The sequence below is a fragment of the Pseudomonas palleroniana genome, from assembly GCF_022836895.1.
Taxonomy (GTDB): Bacteria; Pseudomonadota; Gammaproteobacteria; order Pseudomonadales; family Pseudomonadaceae; genus Aquipseudomonas; species Aquipseudomonas palleroniana.
Genome location: NZ_CP092411.1, coordinates 3,744,516 through 3,757,816, shown reverse-complemented (window position 1 = coordinate 3,757,816; position 13,301 = coordinate 3,744,516). Strand labels below are relative to the sequence as shown.

Annotated in this window: 7 protein-coding genes and 4 pseudogenes; 8 read left to right on the top strand and 3 right to left on the bottom strand. The window is 59.5% G+C overall.

Annotation, left to right across the window (positions count from 1 at the left end; genetic code table 11):
- Window positions 1–165: 165 nt before the first annotated feature.
- The 4 pseudogenes from MJP36_RS28165 to MJP36_RS28150 all read left to right on the top strand — a co-directional run.
- A pseudogene (locus MJP36_RS28165) lies at window positions 166–441 on the top strand (PAS domain-containing protein); the annotation flags it as partial.
- 300 nt (window positions 442–741) lie between these two features.
- A pseudogene (locus MJP36_RS28160) lies at window positions 742–1,731 on the top strand (methyl-accepting chemotaxis protein); the annotation flags it as partial.
- A gap of 294 nt (window positions 1,732–2,025) precedes the next feature.
- Window positions 2,026–3,060 (top strand): annotated as a pseudogene (locus MJP36_RS28155) (cache domain-containing protein); the annotation flags it as partial.
- 393 nt (window positions 3,061–3,453) lie between these two features.
- A pseudogene (locus tag MJP36_RS28150) lies at window positions 3,454–3,969 on the top strand (methyl-accepting chemotaxis protein); the annotation flags it as partial.
- Window positions 3,970–4,054: 85 nt separating this feature from the next.
- Here the strand turns inward: MJP36_RS28150 and MJP36_RS17025 are convergent.
- Both MJP36_RS17025 and valS read right to left on the bottom strand, forming a co-directional pair.
- On the bottom strand, window positions 4,055–5,170 hold the full coding sequence (locus MJP36_RS17025) for an endo-1,4-beta-xylanase (RefSeq protein WP_104993588.1): 1,116 nt from the start codon (window positions 5,168–5,170) through the stop codon (window positions 4,055–4,057).
- A 40-nt stretch (window positions 5,171–5,210) separates the two neighbouring features.
- Window positions 5,211–7,865 carry a valine--tRNA ligase gene (gene valS, locus MJP36_RS17020; protein WP_234016669.1) on the bottom strand — a complete coding sequence of 885 codons (2,655 nt, stop codon included), beginning with the start codon at window positions 7,863–7,865 and terminating at the stop codon, window positions 5,211–5,213.
- 103 nt (window positions 7,866–7,968) lie between these two features.
- Between valS and gcvA the strand changes: the two genes are divergently transcribed.
- The 3 genes from gcvA (at window position 7,969) to MJP36_RS17005 (ending at window position 10,566) form a co-directional block, all read left to right on the top strand.
- Entirely contained in the window at window positions 7,969–8,874 is a 906-nt protein-coding gene (gene gcvA / locus MJP36_RS17015) for a transcriptional regulator GcvA (RefSeq protein WP_244383539.1), read from the top strand.
- 74 nt (window positions 8,875–8,948) lie between these two features.
- Window positions 8,949–9,776, top strand: a complete 828-nt coding sequence (locus MJP36_RS17010) for a DMT family transporter (RefSeq protein ID WP_244383538.1) — start codon at window positions 8,949–8,951, stop codon at window positions 9,774–9,776.
- Window positions 9,777–9,804: 28 nt separating this feature from the next.
- The gene (locus MJP36_RS17005) at window positions 9,805–10,566 is read left to right on the top strand and encodes an SDR family oxidoreductase (protein WP_244383537.1); all 762 of its coding nucleotides are present in this window, start codon (window positions 9,805–9,807) and stop codon (window positions 10,564–10,566) included.
- 146 nt (window positions 10,567–10,712) lie between these two features.
- Here MJP36_RS17005 and MJP36_RS17000 read toward each other — a convergent pair whose 3' ends face one another.
- Window positions 10,713–11,627 carry a LysR family transcriptional regulator gene (locus tag MJP36_RS17000; protein WP_104993745.1) on the bottom strand — a complete coding sequence of 305 codons (915 nt, stop codon included), beginning with the start codon at window positions 11,625–11,627 and terminating at the stop codon, window positions 10,713–10,715.
- A 268-nt stretch (window positions 11,628–11,895) separates the two neighbouring features.
- Between MJP36_RS17000 and MJP36_RS16995 the strand changes: the two genes are divergently transcribed.
- Window positions 11,896–12,918, top strand: a complete 1,023-nt coding sequence (locus MJP36_RS16995) for a zinc-dependent alcohol dehydrogenase family protein (protein WP_060752890.1) — start codon at window positions 11,896–11,898, stop codon at window positions 12,916–12,918.
- Window positions 12,919–13,301: the final 383 nt, after the last annotated feature.

Below are 13,301 nucleotides of genomic sequence, written 5' to 3'. Positions count from 1 at the left end.
TATTTGTTTATTTCTTCTTAGTTGGTACTTTCGTTCAGATTTATAAAGCTTCGTTTATTGTTCGATTTCGGTACAAAGTCTGTATGTATAAGAAAAATTTCAAAAAAAGTATTAACTTTTCCTGGCGCTTGCCGATGGCTATGCAAGTCATAAAAGGTAGTCGTTGTGCGAAATAATCAACCCGTTACTCAGCGCGAAGTTTCACTTGACCCACAGCAGAAACTTATCTCTACAACAGATGCCCGAGGCGTTATCAGTTATTGCAATGACGCGTTTGTCGAGATCAGCGGTTTTAATCGAGAAGATCTGATAGGGGCTCCGCAAAACATCGTTCGTCATCCGGACGTGCCCCCAGCCGTATTCGCGCACATGTGGAGTGCGCTTAAACAAGGCCGGCCATGGATGGGGATCGTCAAGAACCGCTCCAAAAGTGGCGATCACTATTGGGTCAACGCGTACGTCACACCGATATTCGAAGGCAGCCAGGTGGTGGGCTTCGAGTCGGTCAGGGTCAAGCCGACGGCGGATCAGGTCCGTCGGGCGCAAGCGCTCTATCAGCGTATCAGCCAAGGAAAGTCGGCCATCCCTCGCTGGGACAACTGGGTGTGTGCTGCGCAGGATTGCCTGCCATATCTGGCCACCGGGCTGGCGGGTGCGGTGAGCGGTGTGTTCTTCAGTGCGCCGTTGGCATTCGGTGTGGCGGCAGCCGTGGCGTTACCGGTCGGCTGGGTCTTTTCACGTTGGCAAAAGCGCGGAACGCAGCACCTGTTACAGATGACCGAACCCTCGACCTCCGATGCGTTGATTGCGCAGATGTACAGCGATGCCCGTGGCCCGCAAGCCCGCCTGGAAACGGCTTTCGTCAGTCAGACTGCGCGTCTGAAGACTTGCCTTACCCGTTTGCAGGACACCGCCGAGCAGCTCAGCCGACTTGCGGGGCAATCCGAGGCGCTGGCCGCTGAGGGCTCGAAAGGCCTGGAGCGCCAGCGTGTCGAGACTGAGCAGGTGTCGGCCGCAGTCAACCAGATGGCGGCGACGACCCAGGAAGTTGCCCGGCATGTGCAACGCACCGCTGATGCCACCCAGCAGGCCAACCAGCTGACGGGGCGTGGCCGCGATGTAACCCGGGAAACTCGCGAAGCCATTGAGCGTCTGTCGAATGTGGTGAGCGAAACCGGCCTGACTGTGGCGCAGTTGGCGCGGGACAGTGATGAAATCGGCACGGTCGTGGATGTGATCAAAGGCATCGCCGATCAGACCAACCTGCTGGCACTGAATGCCGCCATTGAAGCTGCCCGTGCCGGCGACATGGGCCGAGGCTTTGCCGTGGTGGCCGATGAGGTCCGCCAGCTGGCACAGCGCACCTCGCAATCGACCACGCAGATCCATCAACTGATCACCACGCTTCAGGTCTCGTCCGGCAAAGCCGTGCAAACCATGGAGAGCGGTTGCCGCCAGGCCGAAGAGGGCGTGCTTCAAGTGCTCGAGGCGGACAAGGCGTTGCTGGGCATCAGTGAAGCCGTCGCCAATATCACCGACATGACCACCCAGATTGCGAGCGCAACGGAAGAGCAAAGCGCGGTGGCCGAGGAAATCAGCCAGAACATCGCCACCATCGCCCAGCTGGCCGACCAAACCTCGGAGCAGGCGCACCAATCGGCAGGGCTGAACACCGAGCTGACCCGCACGGCTTCCACGCAATACTCCCTGGTCGAGCGCTTTAATCGATAAAGCCTGCCCTTAGCATAATGCTGGTCAGTTAATAACCTGTGGGAGGGGGCTTGCTCCCGATGGGCCGCGAAGCGGCCCCAGCTTTTGGTTTGAAAAGGCTGGGCCTGCTGCGCAGGCCTTTTTTATTGGGTGCAGCCTTGGACATTCGCCGTGCAAAAGCTCCCGGTATCTTTCTAAAGTGCGCACCATCGCGGCCGATAATTAAGTGTAAGCATGGGCCCCGATAACAACACATGCGACGTTCAGCTCTAGCGTTTCTCCTTGCCAAAACTATAAATACCCGCAGGTGAAGTCATGAATATCAAGCAGAAGCTGACCTGGGCGTTCGCGGCTATCGCGTGCATCCCGGTCATCCTGGTCGCCGTTTTGGTAGTGCTGAATGTGCGGGAGGGGGCCCAGGCCAATTTTCTCGACAGCAGCGGTCGCGAGATCCGCCAGATCGACAATGGCATGAAGCAGTTCTTCGACGGCATCAGCCAAAACGTCGACTATGTTGCCAAGGACCCGCGCGTGGTTGCGGCCAAGGACCTCAAGAGCTACGCCGGCGCCGATGCCGCACAAATTCCGCTGACCCCGACCAACAAAGAGTTGCTGGCGATATTCGATCAGTTCGCCAAAAGCCATCCGAGTACCGCTTACCTGTCCCTGGGGCTGAGCGACGGCGGCTACGCCAGTTGGCCGGACGATACCAAACTGAACAACTACGACCCACGCGTGCGTCCCTGGTACAAAGCGGCCATCGCCGCGCCAGGCACCACCGTGCGCACCGGTGCCTACTACTGGGCGCCGGACGATGCGACGCTGATCGGCACCGTGCACACGGTTGCGGATGCCGCCGGCAATATTCTCGGCGTGGTGGGCCTGGATGTGTCGCTCAAGCAGCTCACTGAACTGGTGCGCAACATCAAGCTGGGCAACAGCGGCTACCTGATGCTGGTGGAGGCCAACGGTAACGTGCTGGTAGACCCCAGCGACGCCAAGCACAACTTCAAACCCCTGGCTGACCTTGGCCCCAACTACGCCGAACTGGCCAAGCGCGGCGACGGTGTGACCCAGATCGAGATCGATGGCGTGCCCTACATGGCCAACGTGGTCAGCTCCAAAGACCTGGGCTGGCGTTTTATCGGCCTGATCAAGCGTGATGAAGTGATGGCCGAGGCCACCCGCCTGACCTGGTTGATCGCCGCCATTGCAGCGGCCTTGGCCTTGGTGTTCGCGCTTGTCGGTGCCAGTTTTGCCCGCGTCATCGTGCGTCCGATTCGCGGCGTGGCCGACGGCCTGCAGGAAATCGCCGAAGGAGAAGGCGACCTGACACGCCAACTCAAGGTGCAGGGCAAGGACGAAACCGCCGGCCTGGCGGGCTGGTTCAACCAGTTCCTGGGCATGATCGCCCAATTGGTACAACGCATCGGCAACGCATCATCCGACCTGCAGACCGCCGCCGTCGACACCAGCGAAGTGGCCAACAACATGAACCAGGCCGCAGGTCGCCAGCGTGAAGCCGTGGAGCTGGTGAGCACGGCGTTCAACGAAATGGTGGCGACTGCCAACGAAGTCGCGCGCTCGTGCAGTGCTGCCGCGTCGAGTGCCGACGAAGGCTACCGCGACGTCCATGACGGTCAGCAGCACATCGGCGAAGCCACCGGCAGCGTGCTCAAGCTCAGCGAAGACTTGCAGAGGTCCACCCAGACCATGCAGTTGCTGGAGCAGGACAGCCAGAACATCAACACCATTCTCGACACCATCCGTTCGATCGCCGAGCAGACCAACCTGCTGGCGCTCAACGCCGCGATTGAAGCGGCGCGCGCTGGTGACCAGGGCCGTGGCTTCGCCGTGGTCGCCGACGAAGTCCGCGCCCTGGCGCGTCGCACCGCCGACTCCACCGGCGAGATCGACAGCCTGCTGGGCAACCTCGCCCGCCGCACCCAGGAAGTCACGCAACAGATGCAAGGCAGCCTGCAGGTGTCCCACGCCAGCGTGGAACGCATCCAGCAGGCCCGTGACAGCTTCGACAAGATCCGCGGCTCGGTGGACTCGATCCGCGACCAGAACACTCAGATCGCCACCGCCGCCGAGCAGCAGCACCAGGTGGCTGAAGAGATCAACCGGCACATCGCACAGATCCATGCCGATGCCCAGTTGGTCGAAGGCTTTGCGCAGTCCTCACAGACTGGCTCGGGCCGGTTGATAGAGATTTCCGGGGAGCTTAAGGGCTTGGTAGGGCGTTTTAAATATTAGTCTCCCAGGCCGAATGAAAACGGTGAGCTTTCATCGTTTTCATTCGGGCGGTCAATGCAGTCTTTTCCCTGAGCGGCCCCGCAGGTTATGTCTCAGGCCTGGCCGTTCGCCGCGCCAGGCAGTGCTCAACGACCCAACTGGCGGGTTTGATCACGCCTTGCGGCCCGAACACCAGCGGCCGCTGTGCCAATGGTCCCGTCGACGGCGTAGCGCCGGTGCGATGCACGGTATCCCATACACCCCAAGTCAAAACGGCGGATACCGTGCCCGTGCCGAGCACGAGGTCCAGGTAGCGCTTGTAGGTGCTGGCGACCAAGGCGTCGCGTTGGTTCACGTCGCCCGTCACGTGACTGTCGTCTACATCGAGTTCAGTGATGTAGATGGCAATGCCCAAGTCATGCACTTGTCGCAAAAATGCGGCGAGCCCGGGGCCGAAGCTGTGCGGGTCTGCGGCGCGCAGATGAGACTGGATGCCCAGCGCATGCACGGGCACGCCGCGTTGCTTCATGCTCCGCAGCAGGGCAAGCACGGCGGCGCGCTTGCGTGTGCCAGAGGGGGAGTCGCTTTCCAGTCCGTATTCGTTGTAGCAGAGTACGGCGTCCGGGTCGGCACGGTGCGCCGCAGCGTAGGCCAGGTCGATATAGCCGGGACCGAGCATCCGGTACCAGAAGGCGTCGCGCAGCCCGCCCGGCTGCCCGTCGTCGACTTGAATGGCCTCGTTGACGACATCCCAGGAGGTGAGCTTGCCGCGGTAGCGGCCGACTACCTCGGCAATGTGTTGCGTCAGTACCTGTTCCGCCTTGGCGGGTGTCACCGTGCGGGTGACCCAGTCGGGCAGGGCGCGGTGCCAGCACAGTGTGTGGCCACGCATGCGCTGATGATTGGCCTGCGCAAATGCGAAAATACGGTCCACGGGTTCGAAGGTGTAGCGGTCCGGGGCAGGGTGGACCTGGGCCCACTTTAATGCGTTTTCCGGCACCACAATGTCCGCTTGCCGGGACACGACGTCCCGATACGAAGGGTTGGTCTCGAGCAGTGCGGGATCTACCGCGAAGCCGAACGACAGCCCTTGCGCCGCGGCGACCGCGCGCAAGGGCCGGAACGTATCGTCGGCAAGCGCGGGGCGAACACGCAAGAGCGGCGCAAGGGCCAAGGCCCGCAACGCCGTAGCCAGGAAGTGTCGGCGATTAAAGGCTTTCATGCGTGTGCTCCCCGAGCGTTTAGTATCAAGCGGATCTACGTCACTTCAGCCATACACTGACCTGCTGCTCAGTTCCCTCTATAAACACCAAAGTCTCAACCTGACCTGCTTCGATCAAGTCTTGGCGAACGCCTTTTAGCATTTCAAGCTGCGCAGCCCTGTCCACCACTTCAACACGTGCTACCGAAGCCTTCATGGATTGGCGGGCGTCAGATTTTGCTTTGCGAATCGCGGATAGCACGGCACTGACACTCATCAATAAGCTTTCAATAGACGCATCAGCAGAAGCATCTCCTTGCGGCCAAGCCGCATTGTGCACTGAACCTTCCTTCCAGGATTGCCAGACTTCCTCACACACAAATGGCAGAAATGGCGCAAACAGGCGCTGCAGCACGCTCAGTGCATGCGCAAAAGCATTACGGGCCGAATGGCCTTCTGGTCGATAGGCGCGACGCTTGACCAATTCAACGTAGTCATCGCAAAACCACCAGAAGAACCCTTCGATACGCGACAGCGCCACGCTATAGTCGTAGGCCACCAGCGCGGTCGTAGCGTCCTGGGCTACGCCGTTCAAGCGTTTAAGCATGGCCTGATCCAGCGGTTGGTCGATATCCCCGTTGTCATCCTTCGCAAAACCTTGAATCAACCTTGATAGATTGAACAGCTTCACGGCCAAACGGCGGCCGATCTTCATCTGCTGTTCTTCAAAGGCTGTATCACTGCCGAGCCGCGCCGAGGCTGCCCAGTAGCGCACACCGTCACTTCCATACTGGTCGAGCAAGGCTTGAGGGGTGACCACATTCCCCTTGGACTTAGACATTTTCTTACGGTCGGGATCAAGGATCCATCCAGAGAGCGCGACATGCCGCCATGGCACGCAAGCGTGTTCAAACTGGCTGCGTACCAGAGTCGAGAATAGCCAGGTCCGGATTATGTCGTGACCTTGGGGTCTGAGATCCATGGGGTAAATCTTGGCGAACAACGCGTCGTTATCGCCCCAGCCTCCGGCGATCTGCGGCGTCAGGGAGCTGGTAGCCCAGGTATCCATGATGTCCTGTTCGCCAACAAAACCATCGGGCTGACCACGTTGCTCGGGTCGATACCCAGGCGGAGTATCCAGACTGGGGTCAACGGGCAGGCTTTCCTCGCAGGCCATAATCGGCGCGCTGTAGTCCGCTTCTCCGTGTGCATCCAGGCGATACCAGAACGGAATCGGTACGCCGAACGTGCGCTGACGACTGATGAGCCAATCTCCGTTCAAACCACCTACCCAATGCTCGTAACGCCTGAGCATGTGCGGCGGATGCCAGTCCAGCGTCTGGCCAGAGGCAAGCAACAAGTTCCGCAGGCTTGCGTCGCGTCCGCCATTGCGCAAGTACCATTGGCGAGTGGCGAGAATTTCCAGAGGCCGGTCGCCTTTCTCGAAAAACTTCACCGCGTGTTGAAGGGGGCGGGGGGCATCTTGCATGGCGCCGCAGTCGCGCAACATCGACACGAGCTGCGTGCGAACCTGGGACAGATGACGGCCGGCCAAGCCTGCATAGGCCTGTTGGCTGCGGGGGGACGTCAACCAGGAGGGCGTCTCAAGCAACAGGCGCCCATCTTTTCCCAGTATGGACCGCGTCGGCAACTGCAACTCCCGCCACCAAATCACATCGGTAAGATCGCCAAAGGTGCAGACCATTACCAAGCCGGTGCCCTTGTCAGGATCACCCAAAGGGTGTGCCAGCAGCGGTACGTCCACCTCAAAAATCGGCGAGCGCACGGTTTGCCCGAACCTCGCCTGATAACGAACGTCGTCCGGGTGAGCCACCAGCGCCACGCATGCCATCAGTAGCTCGGGCCGAGTGGTAGCAACCTTCAAAGCGGCGCCATCAGTCGTCTCAAAGCTCAGCTCGTGATACGCACCAGCGACCTCGCGCTCTTCAAGCTCTGCTTGAGCCACGGCGGTCTGGAACGTCACATCCCACAGGCATGGGGCTTCCTGGCTATACAGTTCGCCACGCTGATAGTTGCGAAGCAAAGCGCGCTGACTCGCTCGTTGGGAGCGCTCATCAATGGTGGCATATGAAAGGCTCCAATCAACGGACAAGCCCAACTGCACGAAGAGTGCACGGAATGCTTGCTCATCGATGGCCGTCAGTTCGTGGCACAACTCGATGAAGTTGCGCCGACTGATGACAGTAAAGTCAGCTCGCTTTGATGGAGTGTGCTCAGGTGGCCTGAAATCAGGCTGATAAGCTGCCAGCGAGTCGCAACGTACGCCATAGAAATTCTCGACCCTGCGTTCGGTAGGCAAACCGTTGTCGTCCCACCCCATGGGGTAGAACACAGCCTTGCCTCGCATGCGTTGGAATCGAGCGATGATATCTGTGTGGGTGTAGCTGAAGACATGACCGACATGCAACGAGCCCGAGGCCGTCGGTGGTGGTGTATCGATGGAGAACACAGCGTCGCGTTGGGCGGTGTGGTCAAAGGCATACGTGCCTTCGAGCTGCCAACGTTGGGACCAGCGTGTTTCAAGGTTTTCGAGCGAGGGGGTGACAGTTTGATCGTTTAGAACATCATCACGTTTAACGGTGACATAGCATCCTCCTGTTAATACCAAAGGGCACAACAGTGAGTGTGTGCCGTGGTGAAATTTATATTGAACGGCCTTTGAAAAGTAAACCCCTAATCGACATTTACCTGCCACCTGCAAGTTAGAGGCTCCCTGAGTGACGTCCCGAGTGAGTTTATGCCTATCATGAGCAAGCGTTCATGCAAGCACTTTTCTGATAACTCGCCGGATACTGCCCATGAGAGACCTGCCGCCCACCGCGACCTTGCGCGCATTTGAAGTTGCTACCCGGCACTTGACCTTTACGTCGGCCGCACAGGAACTACATGTGACTCAAAGCGCGGTCAGCCACCAGCTCAGGCATCTTGAGGCCCTTTGGGGCGTGCAGTTGTTTGAACGTGGCAAGGCGTTACGCCTCACGGCAGCGGGGGCTGCGCTGGCGCCCATCGTGCGCGAGTTTTTCATCAGCCTGGAGGCGACCCTGGGTGATTTGCGCGAGCAAAAAGACAGGGTACGACTCAGCGTCAGTACCACCTATTCCTTCGCGCTCAAATGGCTGCTGCCACGCTTGCCGCGTCTCTCTCGTCAGCACCCGGAACTGTTGGTCTCGCTGGATACCACGGATAAAATAATTCACTTCTCTCACGGCCAGGCTGATGTTGCGATCAGGCTCGGCAAGGGCAATTACCCCGGTCTGCATTCTGAGTTCCTGTTTGGGGAGCAGGTATTTCCTGTGGCCAGCCCAGAACTGTTGCGGCGCGTCGGCACTCCGCGGAACCCCGCGGAGTTGTTACATTTCCCGCTTCTGACGCGGGACGGTGCCGAGTTGGTACCCAAGTGGGAAGTGTGGTTTCAAGCCGTCGGGCTGGCCTATTTGCCGCTGCAGGAAAGCGTCAGGTTTGGCGATACCAACATGACGGTGGAAGCGGCCCTGCTCGGCCAAGGCGTTGCATTGGTGCGCAGCGGGCATGTCGAGAGCGAAATCGGCGATGGCCGTTTGGTTCGGCTGTTCGATGTGCCGTTCCCATCGCCGCTTGCTTATTACTTCGTCTGTCCCAAGGGCATTGAATCACAGCCGCACATCGCCAGCTTTCGTCAATGGTTGGTCAATGAGGCGCTGAAGGTAAAACACGTAGAACCTTAAGGTATGAGCATTCATTCATGCTGCGATGAGGAGCCTTCGCTTTAGTCCCGGCGCCGAATTGCCTAGAGTGGCGCATGCCTATCCATCTCATCTTCCTCGTGCTTTTCGCCGCGCTCCTGCATGCCAGCTGGAACGCGCTGCTGCGCAGTGGCGCTGATCGGCTATGGTCGATGACAGTGATGTGCATTGCCATCGCCGTCACCAGTCTCGTTGCCGCATCATTCATGCTGCCGCCCGCTATTGAAAGCTGGGGCTACGCGGTGCTTTCGGGGTTGTTGCATGTGGGCTACAACCTGTTTCTGGTGCGCAGTTATCGAGTCGGTGACCTGGGGCAGATCTATCCGATTTCACGTGGGTCGTCGCCAGTGTTGATCACCTTGGGCGCAGCCGTTTTTGCCGGAGAAAGCATCACGCCTGGCGAGTTGCTCGGCGTTACGCTGGTGTCATGCGGGATTATTTCCCTGGCCTTCAGAGGGCGCAGTCTTTCGGTTCCCAGCCTGCCCTATGCGCTGGGAACGGGCGGCTTTATCGCGGCCTACAGCGTGGTCGACGGCATCGGCGCCAGGCTCTCCGGTGCGCCGCTGGCCTACACCGTATGGATGTGCGCGCTGTGGGGCGTGTTGATGCCGGTGGTCTACATCGGTCTGCGTGATGCCCGCAGCTTATTCTCTGCCCGGCCCGGAACAGCGACTGCTGTGGCCGGCGGGCTGGTCTCTTTGCTCGCGTATACAATGGTCATCTACGCGATGAACGAAGCGCCTTTGGGCGCGGTATCCGCATTGCGTGAAACCAGCGTGCTGTTTGCGGCGTTGATCGGCTATGTCTTCCTCGGCGAGACGTTAACCGCACGCCGGATACTGGCGTGCGTAGTGATCGCCAGCGGCACCTTACTCATCGGCTGAGACAGCCACGGCTCAGGAGCAATATCTAATGGTCGACGTCTCGCAGGCACCGCTGATTCTAATCACGGGTGGAAGTCGTGGAGTAGGGGCAGCAACGGCCCGGCTGGCTGCTGCAAGAGGTTATGACGTCGCGATCAGCTACGTTACCAACGAGGCCGCAGCGCTGGCTTTGGTTGCGGATGTGGAAGCGTTGGGGCGCAGAGCGTTGGCGATTCGGGCCGACAGCGCAGACCCTCGGCAGGTGGCTGATTTGTTCGCGGCGATCGACCACTCGTTCGGACGCATTGACGTCTTGGTCAATAACGCCGGAATGCTGGCGACTCAGTCACGCCTGGAGGATCTCGGCTTCGAGCGGATGCAGCGCATTTTCGCGGTCAATTCCATCGGGCCAATCCTCTGCGCCCAGCAGGCGGTAAAGCGTATGGCTTACCGTCACAACGGCCCGGGCGGCGTGGTGGTCAATGTCTCTTCGGCGTCGGCGCGCCTTGGCAGCCCCAATGAGTATGTCGACTATGCGGCGTCAAAGGGAGCCTTGGAGACTTTCACCATTGGCTTTGCAAAGGAGGTCGCACGCGAAGGCATACGCGTTAACTGTATTCGCCCCGGACATATCTATACCGAAATGCATGCCAGTGGCGGTGAGCCGGGGCGGGTCGATCGTGTCAAGGAATCGATCCCCATGGGGCGGGGCGGACAGCCTGAGGAAGTGGCCCGCGCGATTCTATGGTTGGCGAGTGCGGAGGCATCGTTTGTTACTGGTACATTCCTGGATGTGACGGGCGGTAAATGAGTCAGATTGTGGAAGCCTGCACGGAAAGTCTTTCCGGTCATGATTTATATAAGCAGCACAGCCCGAATCCATGTTCGGGCGCTTGTTTGGAGGGGGGCAGCCCGAAAAGCCGGAAATAATCAGTTTAACGAGCTGTTTGGCGATGCCTAGAGACTGTCAGGATCCCCAAAAAACATCTGAATCCGCGACCGCAACCACCGTTCCCCCGGATCATTATCCTGCGAGCCACGCCACGCCATATGCAGTTCAAAGCTGCGCACCGGCAGGGGTGGGTCTTCGGCGCGCAGGCCGCCGGCGGAGGTCAGTGCGTCCGCTGCATAGTCCGGCACAGTGGCCAGGATGTCGGTGCCGGCCAGCAGGGTGCCCAGCCCGTTGAACTGCGGCACGGCGAGGACGACGTGGCGTTTGCGGTCGAGTTTTTCCAATTCTTCATCGATAAAGCCGCTGAGGTCGCCTGCGAACGACACCAGCGCGTGGGGGCGGGCGCAGAAGTCGTCCAGGCTCAGGGAGCCGGGGACGCTGTCGGCGCGCAACAGTTTGGGCAGGCTGCGGCGCAGTACCTTGCGCTTGGCGTTGGCCGGCAAGTCGGCGGTGTAGCTGACGCCGATGGAGATTTCGCCGGAGGTCAGCAGGCCAGGCATCAGGATGTAGTTGACCCGGCGCACCACCAGCACGATGCCGGGGGCTTCGGCGCGCAGGCGTTTGAGCAGTTGGGGCAGCAGGGCGAATTCGACGTCGTCGGACAGCCCGATACGAAACACCGCGGTGCTGGTGGCCGGGTCGAACTCGGCGGCGCGGCTGACGGCGGTGGAAATCGAGTCCAGGGCCGGGGAGAGCAGTGCGAAGATTTCCACGGCGCGGGCCGAGGGTTCCATGCTGCGCCCGGTACGCACGAACAGCGGGTCATCGAACAACCCACGCAGGCGTGACAACGCCGCGCTGATGGCCGGCTGGCCAAGGAACAATTTCTCGGCGGCGCGGGTCACACTGCGCTCATGCATCAGGGTTTCGAATACAATCAAGAGGTTAAGGTCGACACGACGCAGGTCGTTACGGTTCATCTTGGGTCCTGGAAGAGTCAGCAAGCTTGACGAGAACGGCCATATTCAGAACCTTCAGATTCCATTCAAAAGTATGACCGGCATGAATCTTACGGGGAAAGACTGGTACTCTGCACCGGCTAATTGAGTTTTCCTACGAGTCTTGGGGTCTATTCCTCAGAAGCTGAATCAATGGCAGGCATGTTGACTATTAACGGCGACCGGTGGCCTTGCCCGGAAAGCCCAGATAGAGTTCATGGCATTAGAGGTTACTTTGGCGAGGTTTGCGATGTCCCGCACGATCCGTTTTCACAAGTTTGGTCCGGCCGAGGTGCTCAAGTGCGAAGAGCATGCAGCCGCACAGCCCGCACCGGGCGAAGTGCAGGTGCGCGTCGACGCGATTGGCATCAGTTGGTACGACATTCTCTGGCGTCAGAACCTGGCGTCTTCCCACGCTCGTTTGCCGTCGGGCCTTGGCCATGAGATGGCCGGCGTTGTTGTCGCCCTGGGCGACGGCGTGGACGACTTGGCAGTGGGTGATAAGGTGGCCAGTTTTCCGGCCGAGAGCCCCAATGACTATCCGGTATATGGCGAGCAGATCGTTCTGCCTCGCTCGGCCTTGACCCGTTATCCGGACGTCTTGAGCCCTATTGAAGCCAGTGTGCACTACACGCCGCTGTTGATCGCCTACTTTGCCTATGTGGACCTGGCGCGGGTCAAGCCAGGCCAGTTTGCCCTGGTGACTGACGCCAGCCACTGCGCGGGCCCTTCCTTCGTGCAACTGGGCAAGGCCCTGGGTGTGCGGGTGATTGCCGCGACCAAGGACAGCGCGGAGCGTGAGTATCTGCTGTCGCTTGGCGCAGAGAAGGTGATCGTGACTGAAGAGCAGGACCTGCTCATGCAAGTCAACAAATATACGGATAACCGCGGTGTGGATGTGGTGTTCGATGGCTTGGGTGGCCCGCAGATGTCGCTGCTCGGCGACGTGCTGGCGCCCCGTGGCAGCCTGGTGCTGTATGGCTTGCAGGGTGGCAACCAGACGCCTTTCCCGGCCTGTGCCGCGTTCCAGAAGAACATTCAGTTTTTTGTGCACTGCATCGGTAATTTTACCGGCAAGCCGGAGCTGGGCATCATCCAGGACCAGGTGGCACTGCAACGTGCGTTGCGCGATATCAACCAACTGACCGCCGACCGCGTGCTGGTGCCGTTGAAAACCACGGTGTTCCCGTTCAGCCAGTTCGTCGAAGCGCACCGCTACATGGACGAATGCCCGTGTCGCGAGCGGGTTGCCTTGCAGGTTGAGGCTGTTTGAGCTGTAGGAGTATTCGCAAATGAGCGCGCCTGGGTCCGAGCGGATGAGGCAAATACGCCATTTGTCAGGGCTTAACCCGCGCCTGGGTTAAGCCGCCACCAGGCTGTTCTGCCCCGCAAACAATACCTTTGCCCCTTGCGCCGCCCTGAATTCCAGCGCGGCGTTGTTGTGTGGGCGCGATTAACGTGCGGCCGGTTGATCATCTGAACGGGTTTCTGGCGCTGTTCTGTATCTGTTATTCATTATTTGAGTGCCGATAATTGTGCCTTCACTGTCATCTCAAGGACTGAGCAATGATTGACTATCTGAAACTACCGCGTCGTTTCGTCGAAACTAATTCGGCCCTGCCTATTTGTATTGAAAGTTTATTGGGAATGCCTGGG